The sequence below is a fragment of the Gordonia phosphorivorans genome (assembly GCF_042432625.1).
GTDB classification, from domain to species: domain Bacteria; phylum Actinomycetota; class Actinomycetes; order Mycobacteriales; family Mycobacteriaceae; genus Gordonia; species Gordonia phosphorivorans.
This window is the reverse complement of sequence record NZ_JBHLWV010000020.1, coordinates 150,269-172,388: the sequence shown is the minus strand read 5'-3', so window position 1 is coordinate 172,388 and position 22,120 is coordinate 150,269. Positions and strand designations below refer to the sequence as shown.

At 70.6% G+C, this 22,120-nt stretch carries 20 protein-coding genes; 8 read left to right on the top strand and 12 right to left on the bottom strand.

Features of this window, described 5'->3' with window-relative positions; genetic code table 11:
• Positions 1-1,665: a GAF domain-containing sensor histidine kinase gene (locus ACFFJD_RS10010; RefSeq protein ID WP_382363658.1), complete on the bottom strand. Its 1,665-nt coding sequence runs from the start codon at positions 1,663-1,665 to the stop codon at positions 1-3.
• A gap of 24 nt (positions 1,666-1,689) precedes the next feature.
• Positions 1,690-3,201 (bottom strand): malate dehydrogenase (quinone), encoded by a 1,512-nt coding sequence (gene mqo, locus ACFFJD_RS10005; RefSeq protein ID WP_382363656.1) that lies wholly within the window; start codon positions 3,199-3,201, stop codon positions 1,690-1,692.
• A 160-nt stretch (positions 3,202-3,361) separates the two neighbouring features.
• Here mqo and ACFFJD_RS10000 point away from each other — a divergent pair, with 160 nt between their 5' ends.
• Together ACFFJD_RS10000 and ACFFJD_RS09995 are read left to right on the top strand one after the other, a co-directional pair.
• Positions 3,362-4,414: an alpha/beta hydrolase gene (locus tag ACFFJD_RS10000; RefSeq protein ID WP_382363654.1), complete on the top strand. Its 1,053-nt coding sequence runs from the start codon at positions 3,362-3,364 to the stop codon at positions 4,412-4,414.
• On the top strand, positions 4,411-5,814 hold the full coding sequence (locus ACFFJD_RS09995; RefSeq protein WP_382363652.1) for a mycothione reductase: 1,404 nt from the start codon (positions 4,411-4,413) through the stop codon (positions 5,812-5,814). Before ACFFJD_RS10000 ends, ACFFJD_RS09995 begins: the two co-directional genes overlap by 4 nt.
• A 4-nt stretch (positions 5,815-5,818) precedes the next feature.
• Here ACFFJD_RS09995 and ACFFJD_RS09990 read toward each other — a convergent pair whose 3' ends face one another.
• The gene (locus ACFFJD_RS09990; RefSeq protein WP_382363650.1) at positions 5,819-6,646 is read right to left on the bottom strand and encodes an alpha/beta fold hydrolase; all 828 of its coding nucleotides are present in this window, start codon (positions 6,644-6,646) and stop codon (positions 5,819-5,821) included.
• Between the two features lie 65 nt (positions 6,647-6,711).
• On the opposite strand from ACFFJD_RS09990, the gene ACFFJD_RS09985 reads away from it, so the two are divergent.
• The gene (locus ACFFJD_RS09985) at positions 6,712-8,124 is read left to right on the top strand and encodes a serine/threonine-protein kinase (RefSeq protein WP_382363648.1); all 1,413 of its coding nucleotides are present in this window, start codon (positions 6,712-6,714) and stop codon (positions 8,122-8,124) included.
• A 13-nt stretch (positions 8,125-8,137) separates the two neighbouring features.
• On the opposite strand, the gene ACFFJD_RS09980 is transcribed toward ACFFJD_RS09985, so the two are convergent.
• The gene (locus tag ACFFJD_RS09980; protein WP_382363646.1) at positions 8,138-9,214 is read right to left on the bottom strand and encodes a flavin-containing monooxygenase; all 1,077 of its coding nucleotides are present in this window, start codon (positions 9,212-9,214) and stop codon (positions 8,138-8,140) included.
• Positions 9,215-9,227: 13 nt separating this feature from the next.
• Positions 9,228-10,091: a type I methionyl aminopeptidase gene (map, locus tag ACFFJD_RS09975; protein WP_382363644.1), complete on the bottom strand. Its 864-nt coding sequence runs from the start codon at positions 10,089-10,091 to the stop codon at positions 9,228-9,230.
• Positions 10,092-10,202: 111 nt separating this feature from the next.
• Between map and ACFFJD_RS09970 the strand changes: the two genes are divergently transcribed.
• Genes ACFFJD_RS09970 through ACFFJD_RS09960 form a run of 3 tightly spaced genes read left to right on the top strand, consistent with a single transcriptional unit; the run spans position 10,203 to position 13,065 of the window.
• Positions 10,203-11,189, top strand: a complete 987-nt coding sequence (locus ACFFJD_RS09970) for an ABC transporter substrate-binding protein (protein WP_382363642.1) — start codon at positions 10,203-10,205, stop codon at positions 11,187-11,189.
• Positions 11,190-11,233: 44 nt separating this feature from the next.
• Positions 11,234-12,274, top strand: a complete 1,041-nt coding sequence (locus tag ACFFJD_RS09965) for a FecCD family ABC transporter permease (protein WP_382364454.1) — start codon at positions 11,234-11,236, stop codon at positions 12,272-12,274.
• 5 nt (positions 12,275-12,279) lie between these two features.
• The gene (locus ACFFJD_RS09960) at positions 12,280-13,065 is read left to right on the top strand and encodes a heme ABC transporter ATP-binding protein (protein ID WP_382363640.1); all 786 of its coding nucleotides are present in this window, start codon (positions 12,280-12,282) and stop codon (positions 13,063-13,065) included.
• On the opposite strand, the gene ACFFJD_RS09955 is transcribed toward ACFFJD_RS09960, so the two are convergent.
• The 6 genes from ACFFJD_RS09955 to dxr form a co-directional block, all read right to left on the bottom strand.
• Positions 13,062-13,925 carry a hypothetical protein gene (locus tag ACFFJD_RS09955; protein WP_382363638.1) on the bottom strand — a complete coding sequence of 288 codons (864 nt, stop codon included), beginning with the start codon at positions 13,923-13,925 and terminating at the stop codon, positions 13,062-13,064. The two genes, ACFFJD_RS09960 and ACFFJD_RS09955, sit on opposite strands and share 4 nt — an antisense overlap.
• Before the next feature lie 76 nt (positions 13,926-14,001).
• On the bottom strand, positions 14,002-15,822 hold the full coding sequence (locus ACFFJD_RS09950) for a penicillin-binding transpeptidase domain-containing protein (RefSeq protein ID WP_382363636.1): 1,821 nt from the start codon (positions 15,820-15,822) through the stop codon (positions 14,002-14,004).
• 31 nt (positions 15,823-15,853) lie between these two features.
• Positions 15,854-16,690: a GNAT family N-acetyltransferase gene (locus ACFFJD_RS09945; RefSeq protein ID WP_382363634.1), complete on the bottom strand. Its 837-nt coding sequence runs from the start codon at positions 16,688-16,690 to the stop codon at positions 15,854-15,856.
• A 43-nt stretch (positions 16,691-16,733) separates the two neighbouring features.
• On the bottom strand, positions 16,734-17,885 hold the full coding sequence (gene ispG, locus ACFFJD_RS09940; RefSeq protein ID WP_382363632.1) for a flavodoxin-dependent (E)-4-hydroxy-3-methylbut-2-enyl-diphosphate synthase: 1,152 nt from the start codon (positions 17,883-17,885) through the stop codon (positions 16,734-16,736).
• A 16-nt stretch (positions 17,886-17,901) separates the two neighbouring features.
• The gene (locus ACFFJD_RS09935) at positions 17,902-19,110 is read right to left on the bottom strand and encodes a M50 family metallopeptidase (RefSeq protein ID WP_382363630.1); all 1,209 of its coding nucleotides are present in this window, start codon (positions 19,108-19,110) and stop codon (positions 17,902-17,904) included.
• A gap of 16 nt (positions 19,111-19,126) precedes the next feature.
• Positions 19,127-20,293, bottom strand: coding sequence for a 1-deoxy-D-xylulose-5-phosphate reductoisomerase (dxr, locus tag ACFFJD_RS09930; RefSeq protein WP_382363628.1), 1,167 nt, complete (start codon positions 20,291-20,293; stop codon positions 19,127-19,129).
• An 81-nt stretch (positions 20,294-20,374) separates the two neighbouring features.
• Here dxr and ACFFJD_RS09925 point away from each other — a divergent pair, with 81 nt between their 5' ends.
• Entirely contained in the window at positions 20,375-20,641 is a 267-nt protein-coding gene (locus ACFFJD_RS09925; RefSeq protein WP_382363626.1) for a DUF2631 domain-containing protein, read from the top strand.
• Here ACFFJD_RS09925 and rlmN read toward each other — a convergent pair.
• Positions 20,638-21,744 (bottom strand): dual-specificity RNA methyltransferase RlmN, encoded by a 1,107-nt coding sequence (gene rlmN, locus ACFFJD_RS09920; protein ID WP_382363625.1) that lies wholly within the window; start codon positions 21,742-21,744, stop codon positions 20,638-20,640. The genes ACFFJD_RS09925 and rlmN overlap by 4 nt on opposite strands.
• Positions 21,745-21,775: 31 nt before the next feature.
• Between rlmN and ACFFJD_RS09915 the strand changes: the two genes are divergently transcribed.
• The gene (locus ACFFJD_RS09915) at positions 21,776-22,117 is read left to right on the top strand and encodes a LapA family protein (protein WP_382363623.1); all 342 of its coding nucleotides are present in this window, start codon (positions 21,776-21,778) and stop codon (positions 22,115-22,117) included.
• The last annotated feature ends 3 nt before the right edge of the window (positions 22,118-22,120 follow it).

Genomic DNA, 22,120 nt, shown 5'->3' with positions numbered 1-22,120 from the left:
TCAGTCCGCCCGCAGCGGTACCTCCCAGACGAGCATGGTGCCTGCGCCCGGCCGCGATTCGACCGTGAAGTTGCCGTCGCACTCCTCGGCCCGCCGGGTCAGATTGTTCAGGCCGCGGTAGGTCGCGTGCGGCGGAATGCCTGCGCCGTTGTCGGAGATCTCCACGGTGAGCACGTCGTCGGCGACGATCCGCACGCCGATCCGGTCGCCGCCGGAATGCCGCAGCGCGTTGGACAGCCCTTCGCGCAGCACCGCTTCGATGTGCGGCGCCAGCCGCTTGGGCACCAGGGTGTCGACGGGGCCGACGAAGGCGACGCTGGGCACGATGGGTGCATGCCGAGCCAGTTCGGCCACCACGTCCAGGGCCTTGCGGCGCAGCGTCACCGGCCCGCCGCGCAGCTGGGCCGACTGCAAGTCGAAGATGGACGTGCGGATCTGGCCGATCGTGGTGTCCAGATCGTCGATCACCTGCGTCAGCCGCGACTCCACCTGCTCGGGGGCGGCCTGCATCGTCTGCAGCGACATCCCGATGGCGAACAGCCGCTGAATCACGTGATCGTGCAGGTCGCGGGCGATGCGATGCCGGTCCTCCAGCATCTCCAGGTCCCGGGCCAGTTGCTGCTGATCGGCGTAGGCGACGGCCAGCGCCGCGACCCGGGCCACCCCGGTGAGCCCGGCGACCTCCTCCGGCTCCCACACCGGCCGCGTCGCGTGGGTCAGCACGATCGCACCGAAGTCGCCGGGGGTGCGCTGCATCGGCTGCGCGGTCTTCCACCGCGCCTGCCCCCGCATCCAGGCCGCATCGGCACCGTCGGCCTCGCTGACGCTGAAGGCCAGGCCGGGCCAGGCGATGCCGTTGGGCTCCACCGGCGCCCCGGTGTGGCCGTGCAACTGCAGTTCGCCGCGATCGGAGGTCACGATGAACACGTCGACGGCTCCGGTGAGCGCGGCGACGTCGGCGCACAGGCCGTTGAGGGTGTCGGACAGGGCGACCCCCGCCATCGGCTCGGAACCGCGATGGGCCAGGATCTCCATCCACCGGTGTCGGGTGAGCTGCCGCTCGTACAGTCGCGCGTTGTCGACCGCGATGCCCACCGCGACGGCGAGCACCGACACGATCTGTTCGTCCTGCTCGGTGAACCGGGGGCCGGTGAGCTTCTCGGTCAGATAGATGCTGCCGAACAGCTCGCCGCGCACGATGATCGGCGCGCCGAGGAAGGTGTCCATCGGCGGGTGGTGCGGCGGAAACCCGACCGAGGCCGGGTGCTCGCCCAGTTGCTCGATGCGCAGCACCTCGGGATGGTCGAGCAGTTCACCCAGCACCCCGTGCCCGATCGGCAGGCGCCCCATCTTGCTGCGCAACTCGGGCGTGATCCCGGTGTAGACGAAGGCCTGCAGGCCGCGCTGCGGTCCCCGGACGCCGAGCGCGCAGTACTGCGCGTCGAGCACCGAGGCCGCCACCGCGGTGATGCGCTGCAGCACCTCGGCCAGATCCAGCCCCTGCCCCACCAGCAGCACCGCTTCGAGGAGCTCGCCGAGCACCTTCGGGTCGGTCTGCTGCGCCGTCAGCGCATCCAGCGCCGACCGCAGCGTGGCCGAGCTGTCCGAGTCGAGGCTGCGGCCGTCAGCGAACAGCTGAGCGGTCAGGTCTGCGTACTCGGTCATGCCGCGCGCCTGCCCGCCCGCCGGTTAGGCGGTCTGCTCCGGAGCGGCGTGACGACCGCCGCGCCCGGTCAGTTCCAGGCTGCGGTTGGTCCAATCCCAGAGCTGACGGAACAGCGCCGGATTGTCGTTGAGCTTCTGGCCGTAGGACGGGATCATCTCGGTGAGCGTGCCCTGCCAGCCGTCGAACCGGTCGCCGAAGCACTGCTGCAGCACCGAGATCATGGCGGGCACCGCGGTCGAGGCGCCCGGGGAGGCGCCGAGCAGACCGGCGATGGTGCCGTCGCCCGCCGCGACCACGGCGGTACCGAACTCGAGGTTGCCGCTGGCACCCTGCCCGCGGATCACCTGCACGCGCTGGCCGGCGGTGATCATCTCCCAGTCGCCGCCGGTGGCCTCCGGGACGAACTCCTGCAGCGTCTTGACGCGGTCGGCCGGGCCTGCGGCCAGCTCACCGATCAGGTACTTGAGCAGGCCGAACTCCTTCGGCGCGATGGACATCATCGGGAGCAGGTTGCCCGGCTTCACCGACTTGGGCAGGTCCATCACCCCGCCGGTCTTGAGGAACTTGGGCGACCAGCCGGCGTACGGGCCGAACAGCAGGCCCTTCTCGTGGTTGATGACGCGGGTGTCCAGGTGCGGCACCGACATGGGCGGCGCGCCGACGGCGGCCTGGCCGTAGACCTTGGCCGAGTGCTCGGCGATCAGGTCGGGATTGGTGCAGCGGAAGAACTCACCGCTGACCGGGAAACCGCCGAAGCCCTTGGCCTCGGGGATACCCGACTTCTGCAGCAGGTGCAGGGCACCGCCACCGGCGCCGACGAAGACGAACCTGGCTTCGACGCGAAGGGTCTCGCCGCTGCGGGTGTTGCGCACCTTGATCACCCAGCTGCCGTCGCTCTGCTTGCTCAGGTTGCGCACCTCGTGCCCGAAGTACAGCGAGGCGTCGCGGCCCACGTAGTTGAGCAGCTGCTGGGTGAGCGCGCCGAAGTCGACGTCGGTGCCCTCGGTGTACCAGTTGAGCGCCACCGGGTCGGCGTAGTCACGGCCCTTGGCCATCAGCGGCAGGCGGTCGGCGAAGGTCTCCTCGTCGGCGATGTACTCCATCGCCTCGAACAGGGTGTTCTCGGCCAGCGCGGCGTGGCGCTTGGCCAGGTAGTCCACGCCGCCCTCGCCGTGTGCGAAGGCCACGTGCGGGATGGGGTTGATGAACTCGTCGGGCGCACCGAGGATGCCGTTGTCCACGCCGTGCGCCCAGAACTGGCGCGACTGCTGGAACTGCTCATTGATGTTGAGCGCCTTGCTGATGTCGATGGTGCCGTCGGCGGCCATCGGCGTGTAGTTCAGCTCGCACAGCGCCGAGTGGCCGGTGCCGGCGTTGTTCCACGGATCGCTGCTCTCGGCGGCGGCCGCGTCGAGGCGTTCGAAGAGACTGATCGACCAGCTCGGCTCCAACTGCCGCAGCAGGGCGCCCAGCGTCGCGCTCATGATGCCCGCTCCGACCAGCGCTACGTCTGTCCTGATGACCTTCTGCGCCACGAAATGCTCTCTTCCTCCACCGCCCGACCGCTTCGTCCGGGTTCGCCTGGTCAGATATTCTCCACCATCGTGGTCGCCCCACTCGAATCGGTGGGCCAAATGTGGGATGCACGACACGCTGAACGGCGCTCCGCGCGGCGGACCTTCTAGGCTGGAGGCCGTGAGCGTTACCGATTCCCCCAGTGCGCGGCCCGCACATAACTGGCGCCCCGACCACTTCCTCGATCACTACGAGATCCTGACCCTACCGCTGGGGCCCGACCCCGACGGCGAAGACCCGATCAGCGCGACGCTGATCCGTCGGCCCGGCTCCCGGCCGGCGCCCAACGGCGCGGTCCTGTACGTGCACGGGTTCACCGACTACTTCTTCCAGGAGGAGCTCGACCGCTTCTTCGCCGACCGCGGCTACGCCTTCTACGCCCTGGATCTGCGCAAGTGCGGACGCTCGCTGACCGCCCACCACACCCCGCACTACGTGTCCGACCTGGCGCTCTACGACGAAGAGCTCAACGCCGCGCTGGACATCCTCACCGAGGAGTTGGCCGAGGCCGGCAGCGCCGAGCGCGTCGTCGTGGTGGGTCATTCCACCGGCGGCCTGGTGACGCCGTTGTGGCTGGACCGGCTGCGCCGGACCGATCCGAAGCGCCACCGCCACGTGCGCGGCCTCCTGCTGAACAGCCCGTGGCTGGATCTGCAGGGCGAGGCGGCACTGCGGACACGGGCCGCCGCCCGCATCCTGTCCACGGTGGGCGCGCTCCGCGGCAAGACCCCGGTGCCCCGCGAGCTGTCGGCCGCGTACGGTGAGAGCCTGCACGAATCGGTGCACGGCGAATGGTCCTACGACCTCGAACGCAAGCCCCTCGGCGGCTTCGGTCCCCGTTTCGGTTGGCTCAGCGCCGTCCGCCAAGCCCAGCTGAAGGTGCACGGCGGCATCGACGTCGGCGTTCCGGTGCTGTCGTTGCGCTCGGACAAGTCGCGCTTCCGCTCCACCTACGACGTGGCCGTCGACACCGCCGATTGCGTGCTCGACGTCAACCACATCGCCCGCTGGTCGCCGTTCCTCGGCCGCCGCGTGCTGTCGGTGGCCGTCGACGATGCGCGCCACGACGTCTTCCTGTCGCAGGAGGGCCCGCGCGAACGCGCCTACGCCGCCGTCGGCGACTGGCTGTCCGCCGAGATCGATGTGCGCACCGACGAGAAGGCCGGCCGATGAGCGCCCCGCAGCTGGTGGATCTGGCCATCATCGGATCCGGCAGCGGCAATTCGCTGCCCGACGACCGGTTCGCACAGACCTCCATCGCGATCTTCGAGGAGAGCATCTACGGCGGCACCTGCCTGAACGTCGGCTGCATCCCGACCAAGATGTTCGTCTACGCGGCCGACGTGGCCGAGACGATCGCTGCCGCAGGCACCTACAACCTCGACGCCGCCCCGGCCGCGGTCCGCTGGCCGGAACTGGTCAGCCGCGTCTTCGACCGCATCGATCCGATCTCGGTGGGCGGCAAGCGCTACCGCGAGCAGGACTGCGACAACATCACCGTGTACTCCTCGCACGTGGTCTTCGACGGCCGCGACGCCGAGAGCGACCGGTACCGTCTGGTCACCGCGAACGGCGAGACGGTGTTGGCCACCGAGGTGGTGATCGCCGCCGGCGCCCGCCCGCAGATCCCGGACGTGATCGCCGAGTCCGGGGTGCGGTACTACACCAACGACGACGTGATGCGGCTGCCGGAGCTGCCCGGCACCATGGCGATACTCGGCAGCGGGTACATCGCCAGCGAGTTCGCCCACGTCTTCGCCGGTCTCGGCACGCAGGTGTCGATCATCGCGCGCGGGCCGTCGCTGCTGCGCAAGCTGGACACCGAACTGAGCACGCGGTTCACCGAGGTGGTGCGCGCGCAGTGGGACGTCCGGCTCAACACCGACATCGCCGCCGCCCAGACGCTGCCCGGCGGCGGCGTCCGCCTCACCTGCCGGGACGGCAGCCACCTGGACGTCGACGTGCTGCTGGTGGCCACCGGTCGCACCCCCAACGGCGACCGGCTGGCCCTGGAGACCATCGGGGTGGACCTGACCGACGACGGTCGGGTACCGACCGACGAGCACGGGCGCACCGCCGCGCGCGGCGTCTGGGCGCTGGGCGACGTCTCCTCCCCCTACCAGCTCAAGCACGTGGCCAACCAGGAGCAGCGGGTGGTGCAGGCGAACCTGCTCAAGGGCTGGGACAGCGACGACCTGGACCGCTTCGCGCACCAGTACGTGCCCGCGGCGGTCTTCACCCGCCCGCAGGTGGCCACCGTCGGCCTCACGCAAGAGCAGGCGGTCGCCGCAGGCTACGACGTCACGGTGAAGGTGCAGGCCTACGGCGACGTGGCCTACGGCTGGGCGATGGAGGACTCCGACGGCTTCTGCAAGGTGATCGCCGATCGCCGCACCGGTCTGCTGCTGGGCGTGCACATCATGGGCGCGCAGGCGTCCTCGATCATTCAGCCTGCCATCCAGGCGATGTCGTTCGGGCTGGGCGCGCTGGACATGGCGCGCGGCCAGTACTGGATCCACCCGGCGCTGCCGGAGGTCCTGGAGAACGCCCTGCTCGGCCTCGAACTGGACTGACCGCCTAGAACTGGGCGGACCGCAGCGCGATTTCGCTGGCCACGGCCTCCGGAGCGCGCTGCGGCACCCAGTGGTCGACGTCGTTGACCACCGAGAACCGGAAGTCCGAGTACACGAACCGGCCGCTGAACTCGGCCTGTGCGCGCCCCAGCGCGGCATCGCCGTCGCTCCACAGCATGGTGGTGGGAATCTCCACCGGCGGGCACGCCAGGGTCTCGGCGATGTCCCCGGTGAAGTTCGCGCGGTACCAGTTGAGCGGGCCGCGCAGGCCGTCCGGCGCCAGCACCGGGGCCAGCTCGTCGGCCTGCACCCCGGCCCGGCGCAGCATCACGCCGTTGCGCGCGGAGAGCACCGCTTCGGCGCCGTCGGCGACGAAGTTCTTGATGTACGACGACCGCGCACGCTGGTCGTCGCCCTCGGCCAGCGCCATCGCCATCGCCGACGGATGACCGGTGCTGATGGCCACCAGGCCGGTGAAGTGCTCGGGATGTTTGGCCGCCAGATGCCAGGCGACGATGCCACCCCAGTCGTGCCCCACCAGCATCGAGTAGGCGATGTTCAGGTGTCCGAGCACCCCGAGGACGTCGTCGACGAGTCGATCCAGGCGGTAGTCCTCGACGGCTTCCGGCCGGGCGCCGGGGCTGTAGCCGCGCTGATCGATCGTCAGCGTCCGCAGCCCGGCGTCGTGCACCCGCGGCAGCACCGCGTCGTAGCACTGCGAGTTCACCGGGAATCCGTGGAGCAGCACCACCCAGGGCCCACGGGCGGGTCCGCTGCGGTGCACGTCGAAGACCAGTCCGTCGTGCTCTACCTTCAGATGTTCCGATTCCACGTCAGCCAGCTTAGGTGCTCACCGATATCATCAGCTCCGTTCGTGCCGAACCAGGAGGAAACCCCATGAACGTACCGGTGCCCGGCGGCGTGTTCGCCGGCTACGAGGTGCACTCGCTCCTGGGCCGGGGCGGCATGGGCAGCGTGTTCCTGGTGACCAATCCGCACCTGAATCGGCGCGAGGCCCTCAAGGTGCTCACCGTCGACGCGGACGGCGATTTCGCCGCGCGTTTCGCCGCCGAGGCCCGCACGGTGGCCTCCCTGGACCATCCGGGCATCGTCACCGTCTACCACCACGGCATCACCGACGATCTGCCGTGGTTCACCATGCAGTACCTCGCCGGCGAAGACCTGGCGAGCGCGGACCGGCTGCCGGTGGATCAGGTCGCCGAGATCGTCGGCCGGGCCGGTGCGGCACTCGACTACGCCCACGGCCGCGGCGTGGTGCACCGGGACGTCAAACCCGCCAACCTGATGGTGGCGCGGGGCACCGACGGCACGATCGAGCGCGTCACCGTCCTCGACTTCGGCATCGCCCGCTTGGCCGGCGCCAGCTCGCTGACCGCCGCGAACACCTTCGTCGGCACCCTGTCCTATGCCGCACCGGAGAACATCAGCGGTCGACGCGACAGCCCGGCCGGCGATCAGTACTCGTTGGCCTGCACCGCCTACGAGCTGCTCACCGGGCGTCCGCCGTTCGCCGGTCTGCCCACGCCCGCCCTGCTGAACGCGCAACTCTCGCAGTCCCCGCCCCCGATCAGCGCCGCCTCGCCCGCCCTCGGCGGTCTGGACGCGGTGTTCGCACGCGCCCTCGCCAAGGACCCGGCCCAGCGCTATCGGACCTGCGGGGACTTCGCCGCCGCACTGGCCGGGTCGCGCCCGGACACCCGGCAGCCCACCCTGGTCGGACCGGTCCCGGGCCTCACCGGCCCGCACCCGGCCGCACCGTCGCCGCCACCACCTCCACCGCCGACACCGTCCGCGCCCCGCTCGGCGTCCCGGCCGTCCGGCACCACGGTGACCGTGTCGGTGATCACCATTCTGCTGGGTCTCGCCGTCATCATCGCCGCGATCGTGCTGGCCACCGGGGGCGAGGACACCGGCTCGGCGGCGACCTCGCCGACCAGTGTGGTGACCGCGGCCCCCACCAGTTCCCCGGCGCCCGCACAGGTCTGGGGCATCGTGGTGAGCCCGCAGGGCCGGGTGGTCCGGTTCAAGAACTACGACAGCAGTGCGACGCTGCTCGCGGAGGCGGCCACGCACGGGTACGACGACGACTGGGGCCACGTGACGTTCACCACCGGCTGCGCCGCCGTCGCGCACGCCACCGGTGCCGGGGCGGGCGACTACGGCTACTACGCCGCCGCCGGCGCCTCCCGGGCCGAGGCATCCCAGTCGGCGGTCCACAAGTCCGAGCAGGCCACCGGCCGCACCAGTACCGCGGTCTCCACGCTGTGCGTGGGCGACGCGCTGTCCTAGCCCAGCCGGTGTCCTAGCCCAGCCACCGGACCAGGTCGCGGGCGGCCCGACGGCCGGCGCGGTTGGCGCCCACCGTCGAGGCCGACGGGCCGAAACCGATCAGATGCACCCGCGGCTCGTCGCGCACCCGAGTCCCGTCGACGGCGATGCCGCCGAGCTCGTTGCGCAGCCCCAGCGGAGCCAGGTGCGCCAGGTCGGCCCGATAGCCGGTGGCCCACAGCAGCGTGTCCAGCGCGGTGAAGGAGCCGTCGGCCTCCCGGACGCCGCCCGGTTCCAGCGCGGTGAACATCGGCCGACGGTCCAGGGCGCCGCGGGCGGCGGCCCGCCGCGCATAGGGCGTCCACAGCAGTCCCGTGTACGACACGACGCTGGAGACGGGCCGGCCCGCTTCCACGTCGGCGGTCACCTTCGCGATGGTCTCGCGCCCCTCGATCTCGGGCCGGAAGTCGCCGTCGTGGAAGACCGGCTCGCGCCGGGTGTACCAGTGCACCGTCGCCACGCCGGAGATCTCCGCCAACTGCTGCAGCGCCGAGATCCCGCCGCCCACCACGCCCACCCGCTGACCGGTGAACTCGTCGGCGCCGAGGTAGTCGCGCGAATGCAGCTGGCGGCCGGTGAAGAGGGTGTGCCCGGGGTACTCGGGCAGCACCGGGTTGTTGAAGGTGCCGGTGGCGTTGACGATCGCGCGGGCCCGCCAGGGGCCGGCCGAGGTCGCCACCACCAGGTCCCCGCCCGGATCGTCGTCGGCGCGGGTCACCGACGTCACGGTGACCGGCCGCTGGATCGGCAGGCCGGCGCGGTCTTCGAACGCGGCGAAGTACCGCGGCACCGCGTCGCGGCTGGCTTCGGCCGGATCGACGGTCGGCTTCGGAAAGTCCGGCAGATCGAAGATCCCGTTGACCGTGGCCATCGACAGGCTGGGCCAGCGATGCCGCCAGGCCCCGCCCGGCCCGGCCGCGGCGTCGAAGATCACGAACGTCCGGTCCCCGTCACGCGCAGTGCGGGCGTCGACGAAGCCGCGTCGAGCGAGGTGATAGCCCGCCGACAAGCCCGCCTGACCGGCGCCGATGACGATGACATCGGCCCTCATGCGCGGTGCGCGCTCACTCGTCGGGGAGGGTGAGGATCTCCGCGCCCGTATCGGTCACCACGAGGGTGTGTTCGAACTGCGCGGTCCACTTGCGGTCGCGGGTGACCACCGTCCAGTCGTCGTCCCACTGCTCCCACTCCAGGCCGCCCAGATTGATCATCGGCTCGATGGTGAAGACCATGCCCGGCTCGAGGATCGTGTCCACCTCGGGCTGGTCGTAGTGCAGCACGATGAGGCCGTTGTGGAAGGTCTCGCCGATCCCGTGCCCGGTGAAGTCCCGGACCACCTGGTAGCCGAAGCGGTTCGCGTAGGCCTCGATGACGCGGCCAACGACGTTGAGTTCGCGGCCGGGGCGGACCGCCTTGATCGCCCGTTCGGTGGCGATCCGCGTGCGCTCCACCAGCTGCCGGTGCTCGTCGGAGACGTCACCGGCCAGGAAGGTCGCGTTGGTGTCGCCGTGGGCGCCGTCGAGGTAGGCGGTCACGTCGATGTTGACGATGTCACCGTCGGCGATCACCGTGGAGTCCGGGATGCCGTGGCAGATCACCTCGTTCAGTGATGTGCAACACGATTTGGGGAAGCCCTTGTAGCCCAGCGTCGACGGGTAGGCGCCGTGGTCGATGAGGTAGTCGTGCACGATCCGGTCGAGCGCGTCGGTGGTCACCCCGGGGGCCACCGCACGACCGGCCTCGGCGAGCGCGTTGGCGGCGATCTTCCCTGCTACGCGGACCTTTTCGATGGTCTCCGGGGTCTGCACCCACGGCTCGTTCCCCTCCTGAACGGTCGCCTTCCAGGCGTACTCGGGACGGGCGATGGTGGCGGGCACCGACAGGGTCGGTGCGACGACTCCGGGCTGCAAAGGGGCACGAACGGTCATGGGAACCCATTCTACGGGTCGGTACGGGAGATAGGTAAGGTAGTCCTAAACCGCCGGAGCGTGCTGTGCCGGCTGTGCCCAGTTCTCGCCCGCGCCCGAAGGAATCCACTCGTGCCGTCTGCTCGCCGCCCACTGCTGGGAATCCTCCTCGCCGTGCTGGTCGCGATCGTCGCGGGCTGCAGCACGACGCCGCTGAACGTCACCGACACCGTCGATCCCACGGCCGCGCATCTGCGCGACGGCGAGCAGATCGTCACCCTGCCCAGCGACGATCCGGTCCCAGTGGAAGCGAATCCGGCGTTCGCCCCGCGCGCCGAACGCATCATCGCGCTGGACCGCAACGGCACCCTCGGCGCGATCGTCTACGCGCTGGGCCTGGGCCCGCATGTGGTGGGGCGGGACCGCTCCACCACCTTCCCCGCCGCCCGCGATCTGCCCGAGGTGACCGATCCCGGGCATGCGATCAACGTCGAGCGGGTGTTGGCACAGAAGCCGACCATCATCCTGGCCGGCAAGGACGCCAACCCCAAGGGCGCCCTGGACCAGCTCCGGGCCACCCAGGTGCAGGTGGTCGCGTTCACCGACGAGCGCAGCGTCGCCGGCACCCCCGCGCTGATTCGCGACGTGGCCGCGGCCCTCGGCGCGCAGGCCGCCGGCGAGAAGCTGGTGCGTCGCACGCAGGCGCAGATCGAGGCCGCGCACCGCGCCCTGCCCGATCCCACCGGCGACCCGAAGATCGCCTTCCTCTACATCCGCGGGGAGCGCCTGATCCTGCTGGCCGGCCCCGACTCCGGCGCCGACAACCTCATCGAAGCGCTGGGCGGCACCGACGCCGGTACCGCGGCCGGGCTGACCGCCGCCTTCACCACCGTCAGTTCCGAGTCGCTGCTGCGGGCCGACCCCGACGTGATCCTGGTGATGACGCAGGGCGCGGAGACCGTGGGCGGGCTCGACAAGGTCGCCCGACTCCCGGCCATCGCGGGCACCCGCGCCGGCCGCGCGAAGCGGATCGTCGCGATGGACGAAACCCAGCTGCTGGCCTTCGGACCGGACACCGGTCTGGTTCTGGAGGCGCTCGGAAAGGCCATCTACCAGTGACAGACAGCGAGATCCGCAACCGTCAGCGCGCCCGCCGCCAGGCGATTCTGCGCGCACCGACCGGCTGGAGTCGCGCGGCGTGGGTGCTGGCCGCCACCCTGCTGCTGCTGATCCTGGTGGTGGTGATCTCCGCGGGCACCGGCCAGGTCTACATCTCCCCCGGCCAGGTCCTCGGCTCCATCGCCCATCACTGGCACCTGGACATCGGGCCGCTGCCCACCCAGCAGGGCGAGGATGCCCTCTGGGTCTCCCGCTTCCCGCGCATCGTGCTGGGGGTGCTGGTGGGCGCGGCGCTCGGCGCCGGTGGCTGCCTCCTGCAGGGCATGCTGGCCAATCCGCTGGCCGAACCGGGCATCATCGGCGTCTCGTCCGGTGCCGCCGTGGGCGCCTGCCTGGTGTTCGTGCTCGGCGGCAGCGACGCCAACGGCTGGGCGGTGGCCGGTTCGGCCGCCGTGTTCGGTCTGTTCACCACGTTCGCGGTGTACGTGCTCTCCATGCGCGACGGCGGCACTTCGACGGTGATGATCGTCCTCACCGGTATCGCCGTGAACGCCTTCGCGCTCGGCATCATCGCCTACCTGACCTCGATCGCGTCCACCGCGACCCGCGAGCAGATCGTCTTCTGGCAGCTCGGCTCGCTCGCCGGAGCCGTCACCTGGGCGCACGTTCAGGTGGTGGCGCCGCTGGTGATCGCCGCCATCGCCGCGTCCCTGGTGCTGGTCAACAAGCTGGACCTGCTGGCCCTGGGCGACGTGCAGGCCGCCGCCCTCGGGGTCAACGTCGAACTGGTCCGGCGCCAGGTGATCGTGCTGGTCGCGATCCTCACCGCGGGCGCGGTGGCCTTCACCGGCATCGTGATGTTCGTCGGTTTGATCGTGCCGCATGTGATGCGACTGCTGGTGGGCCCGCGCCACCGCGTGCTGCTGCCCGCCTCGGTGATCGGCGGTGCACTGGCCATCGCGGCCGCGGACCTGGCCGCCCGCACGCTGACCGCCGGCGAACTGCCCCTGGGCATGCTCACCTCGTTGATCGGCGGGCCGGTCTTCTTCATCCTGCTGCGCCGCACCGCGAAGACGGGGTGGTGAGGGACATGACGGCTCACGGACTGGCGCTCACCGCGCACGACATCCACATCGACCTCGGCGGGCGCCCCGTGCTCCACGGCGTCACCCTGACCGCCCGTCCGGCGCAGATCACCGCGCTGGTGGGGCCGAACGGGTGCGGCAAGTCGACGCTGCTGTCGATTCTGTCGGGGGTGCGCGCCCCCAAGTCCGGCCGCATCCTGCTGGACGAGCGGGACCTGTCGGACTTCCCCACGCGGGAGTTGGCGCGCCACCGCGCGCTGGTGACCCAGCTCAATCGGACCGACACGCCGTTCACCGTCCGCGAGGTGGTGGAGCTCGGGCGCTATCCGTGGCTGCGCAGCCCGGAGGCGGCGCACTCCGAGGAACTGATCGACGCCGCGATCGCCGCCTGCGAGATCGGCGACCTCGTCGACCGACCCTTCCCCCAGCTGTCCGGCGGACAGCAGGCGCGCGTGTCGTTGGCCCGGGCCTTGGCCCAGGACACCCCGATTCTGCTGCTCGACGAGCCGACCGCAGCGCTGGACATCGGCCACACCGAGCAGGTGCTGCGGATTCTCCGGGACCGTGCCGCCGCCGGCACGACGGTGGTTCTCGTGGTGCACGACCTGTCGCTGGCCGCCGCCTACGCCCACCACGTCGCGGTGATGAAGGGCGGCCGCATCCTGGCCGCGGGCACCGTGGACGAGGTGATGACGCCGGAGCTGCTGAGCTCCACCTACGATCACCCCGTCACGGTGGCCCGCCACCCCGATTCCGGCGAGCTCGTCATCTCGCCGGATCGGTCCCGCTAAGCGGCCGGCTTGCGACCCATGACCAGGGCGTAGACGCCCGCGGCCAGCAGGCCCACACCGCACAGCAGGGTCAGCCACAGACCGAAGCCGGAGCCCGCGTCCACGTTCATCCCCATGCCGGGCAGCGTTTCCTCGATGTCACCGGCGATGTTGGCGATGTCGATGATGTCCCACAGCGCGATCGCGGTGATGATCACACCCGCCACCACCGACGCGACCGCCGCCGCCAGGCGCAGAATCGGCAGCTGTGCCGCGGCGAACAGCGCCGCCAGCGCCAGGCCCGCGGCCAGCAGGCCCAGGATCAGCGTGAAGATGCCGTCGTCGGCGTCCAAGCCGCTGACCGTCTCGGTCTGGCTCGAGGACTGGCCGAACATGTTGGCGCTGACCGTCACCGACGCCCAGGTCAGGAAGGCACCGATGAACGCCAGGAGGCCGAAGGCCACCGACGCCCAGTAGGCGGGTGCGGTCACCGACGAGCTGAGGCCGGGGATGCCCGACCCGCTCGCGCCGCCCGAGGCGGTCATCGGCATGGGCTGCTGGCCGTACGCCGGCGGCTGCTGCTGGCCGTAGCCCGCGGGCGGCTGCTGACCGTACCCGGCCGGCGGCTGCTGGCCGTAGCCTGCGGGCGGCTGTTCGCCGTAACCCGGGGCCGGCGGCTGGCCGTAGCCCTGGGGCGGCTGCTGGCCGTACCCGGCCGGCGGCTGCTGGCCGTACCCCGCGGGCGGCTGCTGCGGCTGCTGTGGCTGCTGGCCGTAACCGGGCTGCTGTCCCCCGGGCTGCTGCTGACCGTAGCCGGGCTGCGGCTCTCCGGGCTGCTGGCCCTCGGGCTGCTGCCCCCCGTACGGATTCGGTCCACTCATTGGGGTCGTCCTCTCGTGTATGCACCGGCGGTCGGCCCGCCGGAGTCGTTGCCGCAACAATAAACGAGGCGACCGGTCACCGACCGGGAGGCAGCATCGTCAGGAAGTCGCGTGTCACGTTGACGGCGTTGGTGGAGTCGCCGCCCAGCACGATGAGGGTGGCGAAGGCGAGGTCCCCGCGGTACCCGGCGAACCAGGCGTGCGATCCGCCGGCCACCTCGGCCTCACCGGTCTTGCCGTAGACGGCGCCCATCCCCGCGATGGAGGTCGCGGTGCCTTCGGTGACCACCTGCCGCATCATCGGCCGCAGGGCGGCGTAGATGTCCGGCTTCAGCTCCGGCCGCGGGCCCACCACCGTGGTCTCGCGTCCGTTGATCAGCACCGGCACCGGTGCATGCCCGGTGGCCGCCGTCGCCGCGACGATCGCCATGCCCAGCGGCGTCGACAAGACGGTGCCCTGCCCGAAGCCGTCCTCGGCGCGCAGCACCAGGTCGGGTTCGATGGGGACCGAGCCCGCCGCCGAGTCGATGCCGGCGATCTCGTACTGCGCGCCCAGGCCCATGGCCGCGGCCGCATGCGCCAGATCCGAGGCTCCCATGCGCGCGGCGAGGTCGGCGAAACTGGTGTTGCACGAGTTCGCGAAGGCCCGCTGCAGCGGGACCGGGCCGAGGGAGAAGCCGTTGTAGTTGGGAATCAGCCGCGGCCCGATCTGGATCTCGCCGGGGCACGGCACGATCGACTCGGGGGTCACCATCCCCGCGCTCATCGCCGCCGCCGAGGTGACCATCTTGAACGTCGAACCCGGTGGATACGTACCCATGGTGGCCAGGAGTCCGCCGCGGTCGGCGGCCGGGTTCTGCGCGATGGCCAACAGCTTGCCGGTGGAGGCCTGCATCACCACCATCATGGCCTGCCGACCCACCACGTTCACCGCGCGCTGAGCGGCGTCCTGCACCGACCGCGACAGGGTCAGCGCCACCGCCGGGGCCGGGGTCGCCGGATGATCCTCCAGGACATCGGCCACCAGGCCGTTGGGGTTGAGCACCGAGATCCGCCACCCGGATTCCCCGCCCATGCCGTCGGCGACGCGGGTGCGCACCTGATCGAGCACCGCGGTCGCGAATCCGGGCGCCCGATTCACCAGGACCGCCTGCTCCTGGGTGCGGACGCCGGGCACGGCGAGTTGATCCCGCAGCCGATCGAAGTCGACGCTGGAGATCGTGCCGAGCGGCAGCGGCTCGGCGCTCGCGGTGGCCCTCTCCGCCAGGCCCTGCACGGTGAGGCCCTCGAGCAACGGCCCCAGCACGGTCACCAGACGGTTCGCCGAGTCGATCACCGAGCCCTCCGCGGCGGCGGCCGCGGCGTCGAAGCTGATCGCCACCACCGTGCCGGTGCCCATCACCTCGCTGCCGTCGGCCTCGTTGACCGCGGCCCGCGGCGGCGCGAACGTGGACAGGGCCAGCCGCTGGTCGGCGCCCAGCGCCGGATGCACATCGGTGGAGGCCCAGCGCACCGCCCAGCCCGCGTCGCTGCGGCCCATCGTGATCGTGGCCGGGTACGTCCACTCCCGGTCCCCGGGCAAGCGCCACGTGTACGTCACGTCCACCTCGGCGATGTCCTGGTCCATCCGGACGCGCCCGGTGCGGGCGCTCATGCCCTGCGCCTCCAGACCCGACCAGGCGGCGCTCAGCACCGGTTCGGCCCGCCCCGGTGCAGTGGTCCGGGCGGCCGCAGCCGTGAACTGCTGCGCGGAGAACTCGCGCAGGAAGTCCTGGGCGATGCGCCGCGGGCCGTCGTCCTCGGTGGTGCAGGCGACCAGGGCGGCGGCCAGCGCCAGCACCAGCAGGACCGCCACGGAGCGCACTCGGCGCACCGAGCGCAATAGGAGAAGAGCCATCGTCGCCGATCTTAGGGTGCGGCCGACGCGGTCAGTCGATCAGGACGGTGGCGAACGTCCCGACCTGCCGGAAGCCGACCCGCCGGTAGGCCTCGCGGGCCACCACGTTGAAGTCGTTCACGTACAGGCTCGCGGTGCGGCCCTGCCGCGCGATCGCCGCGGCCACCGCCGCGGTGCCGGCCACCCCGAGCCCGCGGCCCCGGTACTCCGGGTCCACCCACACGCCCTGGATCTGCCCCACCCCGCGCGACAGCGAACCGATCTCGGCCTTGTAGATCACCCGCGGGCCGTCGAACCGGGCGAAGACGCGGCGCGCCGCGATGAGTGCGGCCAACCGACGACGGTACGACCGGCCGCCGTCGCCGGCGCACGGGTCCACCCCCACCTCGCCGATGAACATCTCCACGGCCGCCGGGAAGTACACCTCCAGTTCGGCCGCGGTGACGAGCCGGACCTGCCGGTCCACCGGCACCACCGGGTACCCCCCCAGGGCCAGCAGCGGCTGCACGGCGCGGATCTCCCGCGGGATCGGCCAGTGCGGGGCCAGGCGCTCCCACAGCGGCAGCGCGAGATGATCGGGACCGACCACCGAGGTGCACAGGCGCGCACCCGACAGCGCGCGTTCGGCGAAGTGATCGAGGTCGGCCGAACCGCCGGACAGCGGAATCAGGTTGGAGCCGGAGAAGCACAACGACTCCTCCGGGCAGGACGCGGTCCACAGCTCGCCGCCGAGGAATCGCGGCGAGAGGCCGTAGGCCTCCACCCGCGCGGCCACCATGACCGCACTCACCGGGTCGGCGGCGAGCGCACGGCTCACGGCCGCCGCATCGCGCGATCCCAACGGCCGATCACGCAGCAGTCCCAGCACGACCCTCTCCTCTACCGGCGCCTACCGAATCTCCCGGAGCGCGTCAGCTGATCGTCACCACCGGGGATCCCTCCCCAGTCTCCCCCGATTCGGCGGCGATACGCATCGCTTCTTCGATCAAGGTCTCCACGATCTGCGCTTCGGGCACCGTCTTGATCACTTCGCCCTTGACGAAGATCTGTCCCTTGCCGTTTCCGGAGGCCACGCCGAGGTCGGCTTCGCGCGCCTCGCCGGGGCCGTTCACCACGCACCCCATCACCGCCACGCGCAGCGGCACTTCCAGTCCCTCCAGGCCGGCGGTCACCTCGTCGGCCAGTTTGTACACGTCCACCTGCGCGCGACCGCACGACGGGCACGAGACGATCTCCAGCTTCCGCGGACGCAGGTTCAGCGACTGCAGAATCGCGTCGCCGACCTTGATCTCCTCCACCGGCGGGGCCGACAGGGACACGCGGATGGTGTCTCCGATGCCCTCCGACAGCAGCGCACCGAAGGCCACCGCCGACTTGATGGTGCCCTGGAAGGCCGGTCCGGCCTCGGTGACGCCCAGGTGCAGCGGGTAGTCGCAGGCCGCCGCCAACTGGCGGTAGGCCTCCACCATGATCACCGGGTCGTTGTGCTTGACCGAGATCTTCAGGTCCTCGTAGCCGTGCTCGGCGAACAGACCCGCCTCCCACAGCGCCGACTCGACGAGCGCCTCCGGCGTCGCCTTGCCGTACTTGGCCATCAGGCGCGGATCCAGCGATCCGGCGTTCACGCCGATCCGGATGGGGATGCCGGCCGCGCCGGCCGCCTTGGCCACTTCCTTGACGCGGCCGTCGAACTCCTTGATGTTGCCGGGGTTCACCCGCACCGCGGCGCAGCCCGCGTCGATCGCCGCGAAGATGTACTTGGGCTGGAAGTGGATGTCGGCGATCACCGGGATCTTGGACTTGCGGGCGATCTCGGCGAGCGCGTCCGCATCCTCCTGCCGGGGACAGGCCACGCGCACCATGTCGCAGCCCGCCGCGGTCAGCTCGGCGATCTGCTGCAGGGTGGCGTTCACGTCGTGGGTGGGCGTGGTGCACATCGATTGCACCGAGATCGGCGAGTCACTGCCGACGCCGACGCCGCCGACCGACAGCTGCCGGGTCTTGCGCCGCGGTGCCAGCACCGGCGGCGGGGTGGGCAGTCCGAGTCCGATCGGTCCGCTCATGTTCAGCTCCTTGCGATCAGAAGATCTGTATCGGGTTGACGATGTCGGCGGTGAGGGTCAACACCATGAAGGCACCCATCACCGCGACTACCGCATAGGTCAGCGGCAGAAGTTTGTAGTAGTCCACCGGTCCGGCCTTGGCCTTGCCGAACCAGCCGCGCACGGCGTCGCGGAGACGCTCGTACAGCGCGATCGCGATGTGTCCGCCGTCCAGCGGCAGCAGCGGCACCAGGTTGAACGCGCCGAGGAAGAAGTTGACGCTGATCAGCAGCAGCAGGAACACGTCCCAGTAGCCGCGTTCGACGGCCTGGCCGCCGGTCACCGAGGCGCCCCACACGCTGACCGGGGTGTCCACGGCCCGCTCGCCGCCGGTCACCGCGGTCCACAGGTCGTCGATCTTGGACGGCAGCGCGATCAGCGCCTTGTAGGTCTCGGTGAACATGTCGCCGGTGAACGAGGCGGCACCGCCCCACACCGTCAACGCGTTGTAGTGGTTCTCGGTGGTCTGTTCCAGCCCGACGCCGATCGCACCCACCGTCACCGGCGACAGGGTCTTGTCCGGGTTGCGGGTCATCCGCTGGACCTGCGTGACCGGCACCGTCAGATCCTGCCGGGCACCGTCGCGTTCGATGGTCAGTCGCACCGAGTCCGTCGACTCCTGCACCCGCGTGATCAGGTCGGTGGACCCGCTCACCGTCTGCCCGTCGACGGCCAGGATCCGATCCCCCGACCGCAGTCCGGCGGCCGCGGCCGGCGCCGGACCGGTGCAGTCGACGAGCTTGCCGTCCGGCAGGGTCGACGGCGCCACGCAGCCCACGCTGGTGGCGTGCACGGGCGCATCGCCGAGTACCGGCAGGCCCCAGCCCAGACCGAGCACCACCACCAGGGCGAACGCGAACACGAAGTTCTGTGCCGGACCGGCCAGCAGCACCAGCACCCGTTTCCAGGTGGCCTGCTTGTACATGGCGCGCTCGCGGTCTTCCTCGGCGAGCTGGTCGTAGGGCGTCATGCCGGCGATGTCGCAGAAGCCGCCGAGCGGCACGGCCTTGAGCCCGTATTCGGTCTCACCGCGGCGCGTGGACCACAGCGTCGGCCCGAAACCGACGAAGTAGCGCCGGACCTTCATGCCGGTCGCCTGGGCGGCCCACATGTGTCCGAGTTCGTGCCATGCGATGGAGATCAGCAGGGCGAGCGCGAACAGCGCCACACCGAGTGCGAAACTCACCTTCTCCGGTCCTGCCTCACTGTTGGTCGATCAGAGCGCCGGCGCGCTCCCTGGCCCACCGATCGGCGGCCAGTACCTCTTCCACAGTACCTGGCGGCGTCGTCCACTGATCGGCCTGCGCGAGCACCTCGGCGATGATCGCCACGATGTCGGGGAAGGCGATCCGTCCGTCGAAGAATCCCTGCGCCGCCACCTCATTGGCGGCGTTGTAGATCGCGGTCAGACAACCGCCCGCGGTCCCGGCCTGCCGAGCCACCCGGATCGCCGGGAAGACGTCCTCGTCGACCGGTTCGAACGTCCACTGCGCGGCCTGTCCGAAGTCGCACGCCGACGACGAGCCGGGCACCCGGTCGGGCCAGCCCAACGCCAGCGCGATCGGCAGTTTCATCGACGGCGGCGAGGCCTTCGCGATGGTCGCGCCGTCGACGAAGGTCACCATCGAATGCACGATGGACTGCGGGTGCACCGTGACGTCGATGCGGTCGTAGGGCACCCCGAACAGCAGGTGCGCCTCGATCACCTCCAGCGCCTTGTTCACCAGGGTCGCCGAGTTCAGGGTGATCATCGGGCCCATCGACCACGTCGGGTGGCGCCCGGCCTGCTCCGGCGTCACCGTCGCCACCTGCTCGGCGGTGAAACCGCGGAACGGACCGCCGGAGGCGGTGAGCACCAGCCGGTCCACTTCGGCTGCGGTGCCGCCCCGCAGGCACTGCGCGATCGCCGAATGCTCCGAGTCCACCGGCACGATCTGGCCGGGGGCCGCCGCATCCAGCACGAGCGCGCCGCCGGCCACCAGGGACTCCTTGTTGGCCAGGGCCAGTCGTGCGCCGGTGCGCAGGGCTGCCAACGACGGCCGCAGGCCGATCGATCCGACGACTCCGTTGAGGACGACGTCGGCCTCGACGTCCTCGATGAGCCGCACCATGGCGTCGTCGCCGCCGAGGACCCGGCCGCCCAGCCGGTCCGACAACACCCCGGCCGCGTCGGCGTCGGCCACCGCGACCGCATCGGGCACCAGCCCGGCCACCGCCGCCTGTCGGGCCAGCAGATCCAGGTTGCCGCCCCCGGCGCCCAGGCCCACCACCTCGAAACGGTCGGGGTGTTCGGCGATCACCTCCATGGCCTGCGTTCCGATGGAACCGGTCGAACCCAAGATCAACACGCGCGTCGTCACACCCGTCATTGTGGCGCACATCGGTCGGGTTATGCTTATGCCCTGTTGTTAAGCGAAATGTCCGCAATTGCCGAACACCGAGGAGTTCCTGTGGCAAGCACCGAGGTCGACACCATCGATACCGGCTGGGTTCGGGAGAATCCCGAAGCCCCGTCCGCTCGTTTCGGCTGGTCGGGTACCGCCCCCCGCGCCTACGCGATCGCCGCCCTGATCAGCGGTCTGATCATGTTCGCCATGCTCAAGGGCAACCACGTCGGCCACGTCGAGGACGTCTGGCTGATCATCATCGGCGTCGTCCTGATCGGCTACGCCGCCTTCAAGATGCGCCCCCGCAAGGGCGCCTGGAAGCGCGCCTAGCTCTCTTCGGCCGCCAACTGGCCGCAGGCTGCGGCGATCTCCTGCCCGCGCGTATCACGCACGGTGCAGGAGACGCCCTGCTCCTGCACGCGACGCACGAACTCCCGCTCCACGTCTTTGGGGCTCGCATCCCACTGCGAGCCCGGCGTCGGATTCAGCGGAATCAGATTCACATGCACCATCTGCCCCAGCGCCTTGCGCAGCTTCTGACCTAGCAGGTCCGCGCGCCAGGGCTGGTCGTTCACATCCCGGATGAGTGCGTATTCGATGGAGACTCGTCGACCCGTGGTGTCGGCGTAGTAGCGGGCCGCCTCGAGCACCTCGGCGACCGCCCACCGGTTGTTCACCGGCACCAGAGTGTCGCGCAGCTCGTCGTCGGGTGTATGCAGCGACACCGCCAGCGTCACCGGGATGCCCTCGTCGGCCAGTCGCCGGATCGCCGGCGCCAGCCCCACCGTGGAGACCGTCACCGACCGCGCCGAGATGCCGAAGCCGTTCGGTTCCCGCGAGGTGATCTTGCGGACCGCGTCGACCACCCGCTTGTAGTTGGCCAGCGGCTCCCCCATGCCCATGAACACGATGTTCGACAGCCGCCCGGGCTCGCCCAGGTCGCCGTCGCGCAGCGCGCGCGCCGCCGCCCGCACCTGGTCGACGATCTCCGCAGTCGACAGGTTGCGGTCCAGTCCGCCCTGGCCGGTGGCGCAGAACGGGCACGCCATACCGCAGCCGGCCTGTGAGGAGATACACAGGGTGTTCCGCTCCGGGTAGCGCATGAGGACCGATTCGAGCAGCGTGCCGTCGTGCAGGCGCCACAGCGTCTTACGGGTGGTGCCGGAGTCGGTGGCGACGTGGCGCACCGGGGTCATCAGCGTCGGAAACAGCGCCGTGCCCACGTCCTCGCGGATCGCGGCGGGCAGATCGGTCATCTCCGCCGAGTCGGCGTTCAGCCGCGCGTAATACTGCTTGGCCAGCTGATTCGCCCGGAACTTGGGCAACCCCAGCTGCTCCACCGCGGCGATGCGGCCGGCCTCATCGAGATCGGCGAAGTGCACGGGCGGCTTGCCCCGGGTCGGGGCGTTGAACACGAGGGGAAGGCTAGTCACGACATCCATTGTCTCATGCCATGATGGGCAGGTGACTTCTCCCGAGCCCCACCCCGACCTGCCGCTGGACCCGCCTGCCTCCGCGCCGACGGTCGACGAGGCACGCCGAGTCAAACACACGCGTTCGCGCGCCACCTACTTCGGGTGGATCGTCGGCATCATCGTGACGATCCTGCTGCTGGTGTTCATCCTGCAGAATCAGGATTCGCAGGAGATCGACCTGATCTTCGGCACGGTCAATCTGCCGGTCGGGGTGAGCCTGCTGATCGCGGCGCTGCTCGGCGCGATCATCACCGTGGCGATCAGCGCCGCCCGCATGGTGGAACTGCACCGGGCGCTCAAGAAGGTCGACCGGGCCCAGAAGAAGCGCTAGGCC

Coding starts and splice junctions, on each gene's coding strand:
- map (WP_382363644.1), bottom strand. CDS start 10,091: ATGACCGTTCGTGCCCCTTTGCAGCCCGGAGTCGTCGCACCGACCCTG.
- ACFFJD_RS09985 (WP_382363648.1), top strand. CDS start 6,712: ATGAACGTACCGGTGCCCGGCGGCGTGTTCGCCGGCTACGAGGTGCAC.
- ACFFJD_RS09955 (WP_382363638.1), bottom strand. CDS start 13,925: ATGAGTGGACCGAATCCGTACGGGGGGCAGCAGCCCGAGGGCCAGCAG.
- ACFFJD_RS09995 (WP_382363652.1), top strand. CDS start 4,411: ATGAGCGCCCCGCAGCTGGTGGATCTGGCCATCATCGGATCCGGCAGC.
- ACFFJD_RS10010 (WP_382363658.1), bottom strand. CDS start 1,665: ATGACCGAGTACGCAGACCTGACCGCTCAGCTGTTCGCTGACGGCCGC.
- ispG (WP_382363632.1), bottom strand. CDS start 17,885: ATGAGCGGACCGATCGGACTCGGACTGCCCACCCCGCCGCCGGTGCTG.
- ACFFJD_RS09960 (WP_382363640.1), top strand. CDS start 12,280: ATGACGGCTCACGGACTGGCGCTCACCGCGCACGACATCCACATCGAC.
- dxr (WP_382363628.1), bottom strand. CDS start 20,293: ATGACGGGTGTGACGACGCGCGTGTTGATCTTGGGTTCGACCGGTTCC.
- ACFFJD_RS09950 (WP_382363636.1), bottom strand. CDS start 15,822: ATGGCTCTTCTCCTATTGCGCTCGGTGCGCCGAGTGCGCTCCGTGGCG.
- ACFFJD_RS09980 (WP_382363646.1), bottom strand. CDS start 9,214: ATGAGGGCCGATGTCATCGTCATCGGCGCCGGTCAGGCGGGCTTGTCG.